This window comes from Cupriavidus sp. UME77 (genome assembly GCF_014170355.1).
Lineage (GTDB): Bacteria > Pseudomonadota > Gammaproteobacteria > Burkholderiales > Burkholderiaceae > Cupriavidus > Cupriavidus basilensis.
Window position 1 is genome coordinate 1 of sequence record NZ_LZZU01000039.1, and the last position, 15837, is coordinate 15837.

The following is a 15837-nucleotide window of genomic DNA, read 5'->3' on the forward strand; positions in this document are numbered from 1 at the left end:
TAATCTTTCGACTAGTTATCCCCCACGACAGGGCACGTTCCGATGTATTACTCACCCGTTCGCCACTCGCCACCAGGATTGCTCCCGTGCTGCCGTTCGACTTGCATGTGTAAGGCATGCCGCCAGCGTTCAATCTGAGCCAGGATCAAACTCTTCAGTTTAATACCTGTGTGATCCTTGCGGATCTCGCTCTTTCGAGCGGTCGCTCACTCTCAGAAAACTGACTGGTTACGTCCGCGATTTGCACCCCGGACATAACCAACATGTTTTACTGTGCGAGCACTTTATAACTTGTAAGCTAAAAGACCGAAGTCTTCCGCATCCGCTATCAAGCGCCCACACTTATCGGTTGTTTGTTTGTTAAAGAACTTGCCACGGTTCGCTTTGCTTACCGCGTCGCTGCGTTTGCTGCAGCAGAGAAACGAGATTATGAAGCGCTATCATCGTTTCGTCAACAGGTTTTTTCCTTCAGCTCGCTGCGCCATTCGCGCCGCCAACCTCCCCTGCCAACCCCGCAACCCTTGTCCCGTCTGCTTTGCAGCGGTGTTTCGTGTTGCGAGGGGGCGAATCATAGGGGACCCCCTCGGCCTTGGCAAGCGTTTTCTTGAATTTCTCCAGAACGGTCCGTGACACGGTGATGAAGCAGGCTTCCATGCCCCGGCGCAGGGTCGCGCGACTGCTATCTCTATCTATTAGAATCGACGGATGCCTGACCTTCCTATCTACCAGCCATCGCACCAGCCGGCGAATGCGCCCCGGCATCTGGATGCTCAGGCGCTGGCGGCAGCACTTTCACGTCCGATTGTCTTTGTCGACCTGGAAACGACTGGCGCCGACGGCACCCGCGACCGTATTACCGAGATTGGCGTCGTGGAAGTGGGACCGGACGGCATTGTCGAATGGGACACCCTGATAGACCCGGGCATTGGCATCCCACCCTTTATCCAGCAACTGACCGGCATCACCGACGACATGGTGCGTGGGCGGCCAAGCTTCGAGTCACTGGCGGAAACGCTCGCGGAGCGGCTGCAAGGCAAGCTCTTCGTGGCGCACAACGCACGTTTCGACTATGGCTTTCTCAAGAATGAGTTCCGCCGCGTCGGCGTCACCTTTCGCGCCGATGTCCTGTGCACGTTACGGCTCTCGCGCTCGCTGTTTCCCTCGGCAGCGCGTCACGGGCTGGACGCGCTGATCGCCCGGTTCGAGTTGCAACCCAAAGGCCGGCACCGGGCTCTCGCCGATGCCGAGCTGTTGTGGCAGTTCTGGCAGAAGGTCCACGAGCTCTACACGATAGACCTGGTCGAATCCGCAGTGCAGTCGCTGATCAAGCGGGCAAGCCTGCCTGCCGGGCTCGAAGAAACCGCGCTGGATGACGTTCCAGACACCCCGGGCGTCTATCTCTTTTATGGCGACCAGGACATGCCTCTCTATATAGGGAAGAGCATCCACCTGCGCCAGCGCATTGGCGCGCATTTCTCCGGCGATCATCGTGCGACCCTGGAAATGCGGCTAGCGCGCGCGGTGCGCCGAGTCGAATGGCGCGAGACCGGCGGTGAGGCCGGCGCGCTACTGCTGGAAGCACACCTGATCAAGACGATGCAGCCGCTGCACAACCAGATGCTGCGCCAGAATGCCGGGCTCTACGCGTGGGAACTGCCCCCCGGACTGAGCGCGCCGATACTGCGCTCGGATCGCAACACCGATTTCAGCCGGCACCCTAATCTATATGGCGCCTTTCCCAGCCGGGCCAGCGCCCAGGCCCGGCTGGCCGAACTGGCCCAAACCCATCAGCTCTGCCAGGTCGCCCTCGCCCTGGAAAAAACAGCGCGGCGCGGCCTGCCCTGCTTCGCGCGTCAACTGCACCGATGCCTGGGCGCGTGCACCGGCGACGAGTCCCTCGCAGCGCACCGCGAGCGGGCGGTCACCGCACTGGCCAACCTGGCGATCCAGCCCTGGCCGTTCGCGGGCGCAGTGGCATGGCGCGAGCAGCAAGGCCCCAAGGCGTGGTGGCATGTCCTGGAAGACTGGTGCTACCTGGGCTCGGTGCCCACGCTGGCGGAGGCGCCAGGCTTGTTGTCCTCGCCCGCGCGCTTTGACCTGGACACCTATCAGATCCTGGCGCCGAGGCTGCCGGCCTTGCTCGCCACAGCCGTTGCGCTGGAAGCGGTGCGGCGATTCGAGCTGCAACCAACGGACGCGCCCCGGCCGGAAACACAGCCGCAGACTACATCGCCCACCGCGGCACCCCACCGGCGCAAGCCGCCAAGCCCAGACCAACAGACCTTGTCTTTTTTCGAGCGCTAGGCGGGACCACTGCTGGGCAGCCAGCCCATAGCCCAAAAACGGTATACCAAAACTTCACAAATCACGCACCGCCAAGGTGCGCGGCGCCTAGCTCCGCCTTCCCACGAACCCCGCATTTGTGCCGAAATCTGCTGCATTGCACCAGAACACGGCGAATTGTTGGCGATCGAACATTTGCCTTGCTCTCGGCAATTTAATGAATATAGTATACCGATTTTAGAGGCAACCCCCGATTGCCGCCAACCCGGGCGCCAAAGCAGCGGCCACCCCCAATACGGAGCGAATGCGTGACGCGGCAAGACATAGCAAGCACCGACACCCGCCCGCCAGAGGCGCGCTTCCTGCCAGTTTGGGAAGCCGCAGCGTTATTGGCCAAAGGCGACACAAGCGCGCAGGACCTGGTGAACTGGTGCGAGGCAGCCTATGCCGCCTCGCATCGGGAGATCAACGCCCTCATCCTGGCGGATTTCACCGCCGCGCGCGCCGCGGCCGAGGCCAGCGATCAACGGCGCCGCCGCGGGGAGTCGCTTGGCTTGCTGGACGGCATTCCCTTCTCCATCAAGGAATCCTTCGACGTGGCAGGCTGGCCCACCACGTGCGGCAGCCCGGCGCAGCGCCACAACATTGCCACCAGCGACTCGGCCGTGGTCGAGCGCCTGCGCGCGGCCGGCGCGATCCTGCTCGGCAAGACCAACGTGCCAATCGGGTTGCGCGACTGGCAAAGCTACAACGCCGTCTACGGCACCACCCGCAATCCGCGCGACCCCAGCCGCACCCCGGGCGGTTCGTCCGGCGGCAGCGCCGCGGCGGTCTGCGCGGGCATGAGCTTCTTTGACGTGGGCTCCGACATTGGCTCGTCGCTGCGCAACCCGGCACACTACTGCGGCGTGTTCTCGCACAAGAGCAGCCACGGACTGGTGCCTCTGCGCGGCCACGGCATCGGCCATGGCTACGGCGAGCAGGAGATCAACGTGGCGGGGCCGCTGGCGCGCAGCGCGCACGACCTGGAACTGCTGCTGCGGGCGCTGGCTGGCCCGGACGGCATTGAAGCGCAGGCCTATCGCCTGACGCTGCCGCCCTGCGACAAGCGCGCGCTTGCCGACTTCCGCGTCGCCGTGCTGCCGAGCCATCCGCTGTGCGAGGCGGACGGGGAAGTCAGCGACGAAATTGAAAAGCTCGGCCGCTGGCTGGAGGGACAAGGCGCCCAGGTTCGCTGGAACGCGCGCCCGGACTTCGATGCCTCGGCTCTCTGGCACACCTACGTGCTGATGCTGCGGGCTACCACGTCGGTCCATATGGATGACGCTGGCTTCGAAGCCGCGCTGGCCCGCGCCGCAGGCGCCGCGCCCGACGACCACAGCTACGCCACGCTGCAATTCACCGGCGCCGGCATCCGGCACCGGCAATGGCTGCAGCTGCAGCAAGCCCGGGCCGCCTTCGCGCAGGCTTGGCAACGCTTTTTTGGCGAGGTTGACGTGTTGCTGTGCCCGGCAGCCGCCACCACCGCCTTTGTGCTGGATGAAGCCGGCGAGCCGTGGCAGCGCACGCTCCAGGTCAACGGCCGGGCGCAACCGCTCACCAGCCAGCTGTTCTGGGCCGGGCACTCCGGCCTGTGCGGCCTGCCCTCGACGGTCGCTCCGATCGGCCCGGGCCGCAGTGGCCTGCCGGTAGGCGTGCAGATCGTCGCCGGCAAGTTCGAGGACCTGACCGCATTGCGTTTTGCCCAGTTGCTGGAAGCAGCGGGTTTTGCCTTCCGGCCGCCGCCGGCCTCGGCTCAGTCCCAGTCCCGATCCCAGTCCCACACGGTGTAACGCGCCCCGGCGCCAAAAAAAACAGCGCACCGCCCCCGAAGCAACGACACGAAGGAGAGAGCATGTTCACGTGGTTCAAGGATTTATCGACAATGGAGCGCAAGGGGTTTTACGGCGCGTTCCTCGGTCATGCGGTCGACGTGTTCGACTTCATGATCTATTCCTTCCTGATTTCGACGTTGCTCACACAGTGGGGCATGAGCAAATCGGCCGCCGGCGCCATTGTCACCTGGACCTTGGTGTCGTCACTGGTGGGTGCCATCGGCGCGGGCGTCCTGGCTGACCGCTATGGCCGGGTGCGCGTGTTGCGCTGGACGATCGTGGTGTTCGCCGTTGCCTGCTTCCTGTGCGGGCTGGCCAACACCCCCGAGCAACTGCTGGCCTTCCGCATGCTCCAGGGCCTGGGCTTCGGCGGCGAATCCTCGCTGTGCATGGTGCTGGTGACGGAAATGATCCGCAACCCGGCGCACCGCGGCAAATACTCCGGCTTTACCGCCAGCAGCTACTCCTTCGGCTGGGGCGCGGCGGCCATTGCCTACGCCATTACCTTCAGCATCTTCCCGGCTGAAACCGCCTGGCGCGTCTGCTTTTTCATGGGCATCCTGCCGGCGCTGGTGGTGATCTACCTGCGCCGCAACCTGGAAGAGCCGGAAGTCTTCACCAGGAGCCAGGCCGAACGCGCCAGCGCTGGCGCTGGCGGCAGGCCCACCGCATGGCAGCAGCTGGCGCGGCTCGGCCGCAGGCCGCTGCTGGGCAAGACCGTGCTGTGCAGCCTGCTGTCGGGCGGCATGCTGGGTGCCTACTATGCGATTGCCACCTGGCTGCCGACGTTCCTCAAGACCGAGCGCGGGCTGTCAGTGTTCGGCACCAGTTCCTACCTCGCGATGACGATCGTCGGCTCGCTGGTGGGCTACGTGGCCGGTGCCTATGCCACCGACCGCTGGGGCCGCCGCCTGACCTATATCGCCTTTGCCGCCGGCGCCTTTATCATGGCGCTGGTCTATATGGTGATCCCGGTCTCCAACACGTCGATGCTGTTTCTGGGCTTCCCGCTGGGCGTGCTGATGCAGGGCGTGTTCGCCGGCATCGGCGCCACTATCTCGGAGTCTTATCCCAACGATATCCGCGCCACCGGCTATGGCGTCTCGTACAACGTCGGGCGCGTGATCGGCTCGCTGTTCCCGCTGACCGTGGGCTGGCTCAGCACCGGCCGCACTTCGCTGCCAATCGCCATCGCCATCGTGGCTGGAGTGGGCTACATGATGGTGATGGGCGCCGCTTTGCTGCTGCCGGAAACCAAGGGCATGGACCTTGGCCAGGCCGGTGGCGACGACAGCGCGCACGAGCCGCCCCGGGACGCCGACAAGACCGTGCTGGCGCCAACTGTGGGCAAGCCCGCATAAAGCGCCCGCGGCCGCTTGCGGCGAGGTGGGCGGCTAGGCTAGGCTGCACGGAGGGGGCATGCCTGCTCCCCCTGGAGCCGCCATGCCTGTCGTTCGCCGTCTCTCCATCTCCCCTCGCCTTTGGTTGACCCCACTCGCCGCCATCGCCCTGGGCGGCTGCGCAAGCGTCGAGCAATCCGCCATGCAACGCATCCTGGATTCGTGGCAAGCCGCCCCGATCGAGCAAGCCAAGGCGCAGTGGGGTCCGCCGCAATCCGTGCAGGCCGTTCCGGGCGGCACCGCCTACTTGTGGACCGAGGAGGTGCCACCGGCGCGTGCGCCGGGCGGCGGCCCGCGCGATGCGCGCGCGCCCACGTCGCCCGAGCCCCTGCTGGTGCCCGGCCTGTGCCATCGCCGCCTGATCGCTGGCCCTACTGGCCTGGTGATCGGTGGCGACTGGTCCGGCAACGCGTGCTGTGTCACCACCGCGCTAGGCCGCTGCGGCGGGCTGGCCAGGGCCAGCTCCAGCTCCTGATCGCACCGGCCAGCGCGCTGCTCACCGAATTGGTGCACATCGCGTCGAGGCAGGCGATTGTGCACCAAGGCCGCCCAGCGGCATGCCGCGATCCGGCGCATTTGGGGCGCGGCGTTCACCACTGCCGTTGGCACACCTCTTGCTGAACAAGCTATCGAGTAGAAGCGGTTAGCGCCGATACGCCTCCCCCAGCGGGCAGGCGCATGCCGGCGCGGGACATTGCTCTCGCGACCATCCGGTCGCACGCCTGGTTGACTCGCATCGCGAGGCATCCGGGCGTTTGGATCCGGCCACCAGGCCGGGCACGAGAGAAAAGAGAGCGCTCACGATGTCCCCCATCTTCACGCCCTTATTCCATTTCGCGGACGCGTCTGCCGGCCATGGCGCCGCTTGCGTCCCGCGTCGCCGCCCGCCTGTTGCCGTGCCCGCCCTGGTTTCCCCCGCAAACATCCGCACAGGAGCCCCCATGAAGACGCCTTCCCCATTGCGCCGCCTGTTGATGACCGGCGCCTGCGCCGCGCTGACGCTCGCCGCCGTCCCCGCCACCGCGCTAGCCACCGATAAGGTGACGTTCCTCACCTCCTGGTATGCCCAGGCGGAACATGGCGGCTTTTATCAGGCGGTGGCCAAAGGTATCTACAAGAAATACGACCTCGACGTCACGGTTCGCATGGGCGGCCCGCAGGTCAACGGCATGCAGATCCTCACCAGCGGCCAGGCCGATTTCCTGATGGGCTATGACCTGCAGGTGCTCAAGAGCGTGGAGCAAGGCGTGCCGGTGACCACCGTGGCAACCTCCTTCCAGACCGACCTGCAAGGCATGATGACCCACGAGGACGTCAAGAGCCTGGCCGACCTGAAGAGCCGCACGGTGCTGGTCTCCACCTCGGGACGCACCACCTGGTGGCCGTGGCTCAAGGGCAAGTACAAGCTGGAGGAATCCCAGTCGCGCGTCTACACCTTCAACCTGCAGCCCTTCTTTGCCGACCCGCAGGCGGCCCAGCAGGCGTATGCCTCTTCCGAAGTGTTCTCGGCCAGCAAGGCCGGTGCCAAGACGCGCTTCTTCCTGTTTGCCGACGATGGCTATCCGCCCTACGGCACCACCATCGTCGCCATGCAAAAGATGGTCAAGGAGAAGCCGGACGTGGTCGCGCGTTTCGTCAAGGCGAGCATGGAAGGCTGGAAGAGCTACCTGGCGGACCCTGCCCCGGCCAATGCGCTGATCAAGCAGGAAAACCCCAACATGAAGGACGACCAGCTCGCCTGGGGCGTGGAGAAACTCAAGGAGTACCACATGGTTGGCGGTGGCGACGCGGCCCGCTACGGCATCGGCGTGATGACCGACGCGCGCTGGCTAAAGACACGCGACTTCATGGTGGGGGCCGGGCTGCTCAAGGCCGATACCGACTGGAAACAAGCCTACACCACGCAGTTCGTGAAAGACCTGAAGGTCATGCCCTGAAGCGCGCAGCTTCGCCGTTAAAGCTCAACCCCATACAAGGACATTTGACATGCTGGTCACCCAACAACCCGTATTGCGCCGCTTCTGGTACGCCCTGATGCCGATCTCGATGCTCGACGACGGCCCCAAGCCCTTTACCCTGCTGGGCGAGAACCTGGTGCTGTGGAGGGGCGCCGACGGCAAGCCGGCGGCGCTGCAGGACCGCTGCTGCCACCGCACCGCCCGCTTGTCCAAGGGCTGGGTCAACGAGCGGGGGGACATCGTCTGCGGCTACCACGGCTGGGAATACAACTGCTCGGGCAGCTGCGTGCGGATTCCGCAGGCGCCGGACAACGCCATTCCTTCTGGCGCAAAAGTGCAGGCCTATCACGTGCAGGAGAAATACGGCTATGTGTGGGTGGCGCTGGACGATCCGCTGCAGCCCATCCCCGATTTCCCTGAGGATGGCGACCCCACCTACCGCCGTATCTTCCAGTTCTACGAGAAGTGGAACACCAGCTCTCTGCGCGTGATGGAGAACTCCTTCGATAACTCGCACTTCAGCTTCGTGCACCGCGCCAATTTTGGCTTGTCCGAGCAGCCCAAGCCGGAGAAGTACGAGCTGCAGCAGCGCGAGTGGGGCTTCGAGGCGGAGACGCTGGTGCCGATCCGCAATATCGAGGCGGGCCACCGTGTTACCGGCACCACCGAGCCGATCACGCATCGCCATATGTTCAACCGCTGGGACCTGCCGTTCACGCGCCGCTTCGGCTGCACCTATCCAGCCAGCGGGCGCCACCACATCATCTACAACTGCGCCACGCCGATCGACGACAAGAGCGTGATGCTGTCGCAATGGCTGTACCGCAATGACAGCGAGGAGGACTGCTCGACCCAGGAGCTGATCGACTGGGACGCGCCCATCGTCGCCGAGGACCGCGACATCCTGGAAGCCACCGACTACGATGCCTGCGTGGACACGCGCCGCCGCGTTGAATTCCATATGGAATCCGACAAGCCCGGCTTGCTGATGCGCAAGATGCTGATGGAACTATTCACCCGGCATGGCGAGAAAGAGACCTTCCGCATTCCCGTGGTTCGCGGCTGAGCCGGACTTCGGATAGCCCCCGGAACCATTCCATACGGAGACAGCCATGAGCGTACTCTTTCGCGGTGCCATGCAAGCCCCCGCCGCAACCCCGAGCGCCAGCGGCCTTGCGCCCGACGCCGGCGGCGAGCCCGCCGGCACCAGCCGGCGCGATGCCGACGCGCCGCTGCTGTTCGCCAACCAGGTCGAGAAAACCTACCCCAACGGCACCGTCGCGCTGGAGCGCGTCAAGCTGGCGATCAAGCCCGGCGAGTTCGTCTCGCTGCTGGGGCCCTCCGGCTGCGGCAAGAGCACCTTGCTCAAGCTGTTTGCCGGATTGGAAATGCCGTCGGCGGGCCATATGCGCTGGTGGGGCAACCCATCCCTTCCAAGCGGAACGAACGTCGCCACCGACAGCGCCGGCCGCACGCTGGCGATGGTGTTCCAGGAAGCCACGCTGATGCCGTGGGCGCGTGTGGCCGACAACGTGCGGCTGCCGCTGGACCTGGCCCGCATGCCGCGCGCCGACGCCGACGAGCGTGTGCAGCGCGCGCTGGCGCTGGTGGGGCTGGGCCGCTTCGCCGCGGTCTATCCGCGTGAGCTGTCTGGCGGCATGCAGATGCGCGTGTCGATCGCGCGGGCGCTGGCGACCAACCCGGACCTGCTGCTGATGGACGAGCCCTTCGGCGCGCTCGATGAGTTCACCCGCAACAAGCTCGACGCCGACCTGCGCGCGCTGTGGGCCGAGCGCGGCCTCACCGTGGTCTTCGTCACCCACAGCATCTATGAGGCGGTCTACCTGTCGAGCCGCGTGGTGGTGATGGCGGCACGGCCGGGCCGTGTGATCGCCGACGTGGCCATCGAGGGGCCCGAAGTCCGCGATGAGGCCTTCCGTGTTTCGCCCGCCTTCATGCAGTACTGCGCGCAGTTGTCGGCGCTGCTGGCGCAGGCCAACACCGGCGCCGACCCCAACGAGCACTGAGCCCGGCTGCCGCATCGGTCCCACAAACAACAAGGAGCCTCCATGAATCCCCCGCTACTGTCGCGCCCCGCCGTACAGCGCGTGGCCGCCCCGCTTGCCGTCGGCGTGCTGCTGTTGCTCGCCTGGCAGGCGACATGCACGGCGCTCGCCGTCCCCGTGTACCTGGTGCCCACCCCCACCGCCATCGGCCATGCGCTGGTGGAAGACTGGAGCCTGCTGTGCGGCTCGCTATGGGTGACGTTGCGCATCACGATGCTGGCCTTTGCGCTGGCCGTGGTAGTCGGCACCGCCGCGGCATTCATCTTCGTGCAGAGCCGCCTGATCGAAGCCAGCCTGTTTCCCTACGCGATCCTGCTGCAGGTCACGCCAGTGGTGGCAATCGCGCCGCTGATCATCATCTGGGTCAAGGAGCCTACGCTGGCGCTAGTGATCTGCGCCACCATGGTGGCCGTGTTCCCGATCATCTCCAACACGGTGCTGGGCCTGCGCAGCGTCAACCCTGGCCTGCTCAACCTGTTCCGCATCAACCGCGCGAGCCGCTGGGATACCTTGCGCCGCCTGCGCATTCCCAGCGCGCTGCCGTATTTCTTCGGCGGCCTGCGGATCTCTTGCGGCCTCGCGCTGATCGGCGCGGTGGTGGCGGAATTCGTGGCGGGCACCGGCGGCACGGGCGCGGGGCTGGCTTACCAGATCCTGCAGGCTGGCTTCGCCCTCAATATCCCGCGCCTGTTTGCCGCGCTGTTCCTGATCACGCTGACCGGCGTCGCGTTGTTCGGCGCCATGGTGGTGGTGTCGCGCATGGCGCTGTCCCATTGGCACGAGAGCGAGCTGGCATGACGACCAACACCATCCTGATCCGCAATGCCACCGCCATCCTGACCGGCCTTCATGGCAACGGCGAGGGTGAAGGCGAGCGCCATGCCGGCCCGGACCTGCGCGTGGCCGGCGGCACCATCGAGGCCATCGGCAAGCTGGCGCCGCGCCCCGGCGAACAAGTGATCGATGCTACCGACTGCGTGGTCTACCCGGCCTGGGTCAACACCCATCATCATCTGTTCCAGTCGCTGCTCAAGGGCGATCCGCCGGGGCTGAACCTGACGCTCACGCCGTGGCTTGGAGCGACGCCTTACCGCTTCCGCGCAGCCTTTGACGAAACCACCTTCCGGCTTGCCGCCCGCATCGGCCTGATCGAACTGGTGCGCAGCGGCTGCGGCACGGTGGCGGACCACAACTATCTCTACTATCCCGGCATGCCCTACGACAGCTCGGCCATCCTGTTCGAGGAAGCCGAGGCGCTGGGGCTGCGCTTTGTGCTGTGCCGTGGCGGCGCCACCCGCACGCGCCAGCTGGAGAGCGAACTGCCGCAGGCGTTGCGCCCCGAAACGCTCGACCAGTTCCTGGGCGATTGCGAACGGCTCACCGCGCGCTACCACCAGCCCGCGCCGGATGCAATGCGGCGCGTGGTGATGGCGCCCACCACGCCGCTCTACTCCATGCCGCCCGAAGAATTGCGCACCAGCGCGCGCACCGCGCGCCGGCTTGGCATCCGGCTGCACAGCCATTTGTCGGAGACGGTGGAATACCAGAACGCCGCGCGCGACAAGTACCAGACGACACCGGTGGCCTTCTGCGGCGAGCACGAGTGGCTGGGCAGCGACGTTTGGTTCGCCCATCTGGTGAAACTGGGCGCGGACGAAATCCGCCAGCTCGGCGCAACCGGCACGGGTATCGCGCACTGCCCGCAGAGCAACGGCAGGCTGGGCAGCGGCATCGCGAACATCCCGGCGCTGGAAGCCGCTGGCGTGCCGGTGTCGATCGGCGTGGACGGCGCCGCCTCCAACGAAGCGGCCGACATGATCTCCGAGACGCATGCGGCATGGCTGCTGCAGCGCGCGCGGCGCGGCCATGGCGCCCGCCCACGCGCCGAGGGTGGTGACCATGAAGGCGGCGCCGACGCCGCGCGCGTGGAAGACGTGGTGCGCTGGGGCACGGCGGGCGGTGCGGCGGTGCTTGGCCTGGATGCGGTGGGCACGCTGCAGCCGGGCAAGGCGGCCGACCTCGCCATCTACCGGCTCGACGACCCGCGCTGCTTTGGCCTGCACGATCCGGCCATCGCCCCCGTGGCCAGCGGTGGGCGCCCTGCACTGCGCGCGCTGCTGGTGGCTGGGCGCGTGGTGGTGGAGCATGATGCGATTCCGGGGCTGGACCTTGCCGAGCTTGGCGCTGCCGCGCGCGACGCGGTACTGCGCTTGCAGCAGCGCGCCGCATAACCCGCGGCGCCACGTCGTTGATGCAGGAGAGCGCGAACCGGCCGCGGATTCTTTTCCTGAGCCTGGCGCTCGTGGGGCTGATCGGCCTGCGGTTCGCCGAAGCTGCGGCTTGATCCAGGCTAGCCGGGGCGCGGGCCGACGTACGCGGCACGCGGGCGGATCAGCTCGGCATCGGCACGCTGCTCCAGCGCGTGCGCGATCCAGCCGATGGAGCGGCCAAGCGCGAACATGCCGAAGGCCGCGCCGGGCGGCAGCCGCAGATGCCGGCGCAGCGCCACCAGCGCAAAATCGATCGATGGCCTCTGCCCCAGCAGCGCGAAGGCGTCGTCGATGATCGCTTGCCATTGGGGGTGATGCGGGAGTATCCGCGCCAGCAGGCCGGCGGCGCGGATGTCGCCGGCGGGGTAGAGATGATGGCCAAACCCCGGCAGGTTCTCGCCGCGGGCAAGCCGCTCGCGCAGCTTCGATGCGGGCGGGGCCTCGCCGAGTTCGTCCCAGAGAGCCTCCACGCGGGCGGTGGTCCCGCCATGCAGCCCACCGGTCAGCGCGGCCAGCCCAGCGACTACGGATGCGCGCAGGCTGGCGCCGGTGGACGCCACGCAGCGGGCCGTGAAGCTCGACGCGTTCAGCTCATGGTCCGCGCAGAGCACCAGCGCCATGCGGATCAGGTCCGCGCCTTCTTCGTCCACTTGCCAGGCGCTGGCGCATTGTCGATGGACCGGCGCGCTGGCGGGCGCCGTGTGCAGCAGGCAGGCCGCCAGCAGACGCACCAGCACGCCGCAACCCTCGGCAAGGCGTTGCGGTGACCTTTGCCACTGCGCCGTGGGGTCGTCCTCGCTGGCGATGGTAAACAGCGGCAGCAGCGCCGCCTCGCTGCGGCGCCCGGAGAAGGCCGCCTGCATTGCCGCGAGGTGCGCCGGCGCAAGCGGCGCTGCGCCAAACGCCGCGTCCTGGGGGCACTGCCACAGCAATGCGGCCACCGCTTCCACGGTATCCGACGCGGCCAATGCAACGGCATCCATGCCTCGGTAGTAAAGCCGCCCGTCCTCGATCAAGGTGATCCCCGATTCCAGCACCGGCAAACCCCAGCTCAGCGTGGCCTTGGCCACCTCGCGAGGCTTGCGGCCGCGCGTGCGCTGGCCGGCCAGGCGCGCAACGTCGTCAGCGAGATAGCGGCTTTCGCGGTGGGTTTCGCCATCGTGCGCGTGCAGCAAGCCACGGCTGACATAGGCATAGAGCGTCTGGCGGGACACGCCAAGCTGGGCGGCGGCTTCGGAGGAAGTCAGGTAGCGGGGCACGGACGACGAAATCGATCAATAAGTTGATTAAGTTAATCAATATTGACTATTAAAACAAGGAGCCTATGCTGCAAAGCACTTATTCCTGCCCCGAAAGAGAGTGCGCCATGCCTGCCCCCGGAGAATCCATGCTTTCAGCCACGAGTCCCACGACAGCCGCCACCCGTTTCCTTGGTGAGATCTGGCGCAGCGTGCACGGGGACGCCGCGTTGCTGGAGCACATTGCCGTGGCCGGCTCCGGTCACTTGCCCGCGGTCTTCCCCGTCACCGCCCTGGCCACCGCAGCAGTCGGCGCAGCGACCCTGGCCATTGCCGAGTTGATCCGCCAGGCCTGCGGGCATGCGCCGCATGTCCAGGTAGATCAACGTATCGCCTCGCTATGGTTCGGCACATCACTGCGGCCACAAGGCTGGGAATTGCCACCGCAATGGGATCCGGTTGCCGGCGACTACCGGGCCAAGGACGGCTGGATCCGTCTTCATACCAACGCCCCGCATCACCGCGACGCTGCCCTCGCCGTGCTTGGCGTGGCGGCGCAAGCGGACAAGGCCGCCGTTGCCCAGGCAGTATCCGGATGGGAAGCCAGCGCACTGGAAGCCGCCATTGTCGAGAACGGCGGCTGCTCGGCGGCCATGCGCACCGAGGCCGAATGGGCAGTCCATCCGCAGGGGATCGCCGTCAACAGCGAACCGCTGATGCACTGGACGACGTGCGCTGCAGGGCCTCGGCCAGCCTGGGCCATCGCCCCGGATCGCCCGTTGCGCGGCATCCGCGTGCTGGACCTGACCCGGATCCTGGCGGGCCCCGTGGCCACCCGCTTCCTGGCCGGCTTTGGCGCCGATGTGCTCCGTATCGACCCACCCGGCTGGGAAGAGCCAGGCACCGTGCCAGAAGTGGTGCTCGGCAAGCGCTGCGCCCGGCTCGACCTGAAAAGCGCGGCGGACCGGCAGGTGCTGGAGCGGCTGCTGAGCCAGGCCGACGTGATGGTGCACGGCTACCGTCCCGAGGCCCTGGCGCGGCTTGGACTGGACGCGCGGCGGCGCCGCGAGATCAATCCCGCGCTGGTGGATGTGTCGCTCGATGCCTATGGCTGGAGCGGGCCTTGGAAAGGCCGGCGCGGCTTCGACAGCCTGATCCAGATGAGCACCGGCATTGCCGATGCGGGCATGCGCGCCGCAGGCCTGGACCATCCCAAGCCGCTGCCGGTGCAGGCCATCGACCACGCCACCGGCTACCTGATGGCAACAGCGGCCATCCGCGGGCTGGCGCAGCGCCTGGCGACCGGCGCCGGCTGCGAGGTGCGGGCCTCGCTGGCGCGCACGGCGCATCTTTTGGTGGCGGGCGCGGGCCCGCAACGCGAGGCGCCAATGCTGGCCCCCGAAACGGCCGCCGACCTGGCAGCCGTCGCCGAGGACACCGCATGGGGCCCGGCACGCCGGATCAGGCCGCCCGCCACGGTGCAAGGTGTGCCAATGCACTGGGAGCGCCCGGCCGGCAAGCTGGGTACAGTGCGGGCGCGGTGGTAAGTCACGCCGGCAGCCCGCCCCGGCGTGGACGGCTTAGTCGATCTTCGCGCCCGATGCCTTGATCACCTGCCCCCAGCGCTTTTGCTCGGCGGCAATAGTCTGGCCGAAGGCCTCCGGGCCCTGCCAGGCTGCCTCGGCGCCTTGCTGCTCCAGCTTGGCGCGGGTATCGGCTTCGCCCAGCACGGTCTGCAGCGCGCCGGACAGCTTGGCCACCACCTCCTTGGGCGTGCCTGCGGGCGCCAGCATCCCGTAGAAGCCGACCACCTCGAAGTTCTTCAGCCCGGCCTCTTCCATGGTCGGCACGTCAGGCAAGGCGGGCGAGCGATGCTTGGACGTCACCGCCAGCGCGCGCACCTTGCCGGCCTTGATGTATTGCGTGAACAGCGGGATCGAGTCGGCCATCATCTGCGCCTGGCCACCCATCACGTCGGTCAGCGCCGGGGCGCTGCCCTTGTAGGGAATGTGGACGATAAACGTGCCGCTGGCCTGCTTGAACATCTCAGGCATCAGGTGGGAGATGCCGCCGTTGCCGCCCGAGGCAAAATTCAGCTTGCCGGGATTGGCGCGCGCATAGCCGATGAACTCCTTGAGGTTGCGGGCCGGCACGTTGTTATTGACCACCATGACCAGCGGAATCAGCGCGGTGCGCGCCACCGGCGCAAAATCCCGCGGCATCACGTACGGCAGCTTGGGATAAAGCGCGCCATTGATGGCCATCTGGCCGGTATTGGCCAGCAGCAGCGTGTAGCCGTCCGGTGCAGCCTTGGCGACGGAATCCGAGCCGATGTTGCCGGCCGCGCCGGCCTTATAGTCCAGCACCACTGACTGCCCCAGGATCGGCTGCAGCTTCTCGGCGAGGATGCGGGCGTGGGTGTCGACCGGGCCACCCGGCGGGAAGCCCACCACCAGGCGGATCGGCTTTTCCGGCCAGGCGGCGGCAGCGGGGGCCGCGCCCAGTGCCAGCGGCAGTACGGCGCAGGCCAGCAGCACCGGCAAGCCGGGCAGGAATCGGTTATTTAATGTGTACTTCGCCATCAGGTCTTTTCTCCTCGTTTATATTGCGGCCTTGCGTTGCCGACGTGCGCCGGGGCGAGTCCTGGCCGGGCTCGTGGCCGGACACCCGCGAACACCCTTAATTGTGACGATTTTATTACATGGCGCCATGCTAGAAATCCCTGTGCAGGCTTATGATGCCCCTGCC

12 protein-coding genes and 1 rRNA gene are annotated in these 15837 nt (G+C 66.7%); 10 read left to right on the plus strand and 3 right to left on the minus strand.

Features of this window, described 5'->3' with window-relative positions; translation table 11 throughout:
* Positions 1-161 (minus strand): 16S ribosomal RNA (locus tag A9975_RS14760); the annotation flags it as partial.
* Positions 162-705: 544 nt separating this feature from the next.
* Here A9975_RS14760 and A9975_RS14765 point away from each other — a divergent pair.
* From A9975_RS14765 to A9975_RS14805, 9 genes are all read left to right on the plus strand, one after another.
* Positions 706-2304: a 3'-5' exonuclease family protein gene (locus A9975_RS14765; RefSeq protein WP_183033446.1), complete on the plus strand. Its 1599-nt coding sequence runs from the start codon at positions 706-708 to the stop codon at positions 2302-2304.
* Positions 2305-2591: 287 nt separating this feature from the next.
* Positions 2592-4115, plus strand: a complete 1524-nt coding sequence (locus tag A9975_RS14770; RefSeq protein WP_183033447.1) for an amidase — start codon at positions 2592-2594, stop codon at positions 4113-4115.
* Between the two features lie 62 nt (positions 4116-4177).
* Positions 4178-5518 carry an MFS transporter gene (locus A9975_RS14775; protein WP_183033448.1) on the plus strand — a complete coding sequence of 447 codons (1341 nt, stop codon included), beginning with the start codon at positions 4178-4180 and terminating at the stop codon, positions 5516-5518.
* Positions 5519-5699: 181 nt separating this feature from the next.
* Positions 5700-6032: a hypothetical protein gene (locus A9975_RS14780; protein WP_370564667.1), complete on the plus strand. Its 333-nt coding sequence runs from the start codon at positions 5700-5702 to the stop codon at positions 6030-6032.
* Between the two features lie 466 nt (positions 6033-6498).
* The gene (locus tag A9975_RS14785) at positions 6499-7494 is read left to right on the plus strand and encodes an ABC transporter substrate-binding protein (protein WP_183033450.1); all 996 of its coding nucleotides are present in this window, start codon (positions 6499-6501) and stop codon (positions 7492-7494) included.
* Between the two features lie 49 nt (positions 7495-7543).
* Entirely contained in the window at positions 7544-8581 is a 1038-nt protein-coding gene (locus A9975_RS14790; protein ID WP_150985297.1) for an aromatic ring-hydroxylating dioxygenase subunit alpha, read from the plus strand.
* A 46-nt stretch (positions 8582-8627) separates the two neighbouring features.
* A complete protein-coding gene (locus A9975_RS14795; protein WP_255503233.1) occupies positions 8628-9542 on the plus strand; it encodes an ABC transporter ATP-binding protein in 915 nt (304 codons plus the stop codon).
* A gap of 42 nt (positions 9543-9584) precedes the next feature.
* Positions 9585-10379, plus strand: a complete 795-nt coding sequence (locus A9975_RS14800) for an ABC transporter permease (protein WP_183033451.1) — start codon at positions 9585-9587, stop codon at positions 10377-10379.
* Entirely contained in the window at positions 10376-11812 is a 1437-nt protein-coding gene (locus A9975_RS14805) for an amidohydrolase family protein (protein ID WP_183033452.1), read from the plus strand. The genes A9975_RS14800 and A9975_RS14805 overlap by 4 nt, the downstream gene beginning before the upstream one ends.
* 119 nt (positions 11813-11931) lie before the next feature.
* On the opposite strand, the gene A9975_RS14810 is transcribed toward A9975_RS14805, so the two are convergent.
* Positions 11932-13110: a citrate synthase family protein gene (locus tag A9975_RS14810; RefSeq protein WP_183033453.1), complete on the minus strand. Its 1179-nt coding sequence runs from the start codon at positions 13108-13110 to the stop codon at positions 11932-11934.
* Between the two features lie 128 nt (positions 13111-13238).
* Between A9975_RS14810 and A9975_RS14815 the strand changes: the two genes are divergently transcribed.
* Positions 13239-14636, plus strand: coding sequence for a CoA transferase (locus tag A9975_RS14815; RefSeq protein WP_255503234.1), 1398 nt, complete (start codon positions 13239-13241; stop codon positions 14634-14636).
* A gap of 33 nt (positions 14637-14669) precedes the next feature.
* Here the strand turns inward: A9975_RS14815 and A9975_RS14820 are convergent, their stop codons facing one another.
* Positions 14670-15671 carry a tripartite tricarboxylate transporter substrate binding protein gene (locus A9975_RS14820; protein ID WP_183033455.1) on the minus strand — a complete coding sequence of 334 codons (1002 nt, stop codon included), beginning with the start codon at positions 15669-15671 and terminating at the stop codon, positions 14670-14672.
* Positions 15672-15837 lie beyond the last annotated feature (166 nt).

Excerpts from the sequence above, each read along its gene's own strand:
- A9975_RS14805 (WP_183033452.1), top strand. The coding sequence starts at position 10,376 with ATGACGACCAACACCATCCTGATCCGCAATGCCACCGCCATCCTGACC.
- A9975_RS14795 (WP_255503233.1), top strand. The coding sequence starts at position 8,628 with ATGAGCGTACTCTTTCGCGGTGCCATGCAAGCCCCCGCCGCAACCCCG.
- A9975_RS14780 (WP_370564667.1), top strand. The coding sequence starts at position 5,700 with ATGCAACGCATCCTGGATTCGTGGCAAGCCGCCCCGATCGAGCAAGCC.
- A9975_RS14790 (WP_150985297.1), top strand. The coding sequence starts at position 7,544 with ATGCTGGTCACCCAACAACCCGTATTGCGCCGCTTCTGGTACGCCCTG.
- A9975_RS14785 (WP_183033450.1), top strand. The coding sequence starts at position 6,499 with ATGAAGACGCCTTCCCCATTGCGCCGCCTGTTGATGACCGGCGCCTGC.
- A9975_RS14775 (WP_183033448.1), top strand. The coding sequence starts at position 4,178 with ATGTTCACGTGGTTCAAGGATTTATCGACAATGGAGCGCAAGGGGTTT.
- A9975_RS14815 (WP_255503234.1), top strand. The coding sequence starts at position 13,239 with ATGCTTTCAGCCACGAGTCCCACGACAGCCGCCACCCGTTTCCTTGGT.
- A9975_RS14820 (WP_183033455.1), bottom strand. The coding sequence starts at position 15,671 with ATGGCGAAGTACACATTAAATAACCGATTCCTGCCCGGCTTGCCGGTG.
- A9975_RS14800 (WP_183033451.1), top strand. The coding sequence starts at position 9,585 with ATGAATCCCCCGCTACTGTCGCGCCCCGCCGTACAGCGCGTGGCCGCC.
- A9975_RS14765 (WP_183033446.1), top strand. The coding sequence starts at position 706 with ATGCCTGACCTTCCTATCTACCAGCCATCGCACCAGCCGGCGAATGCG.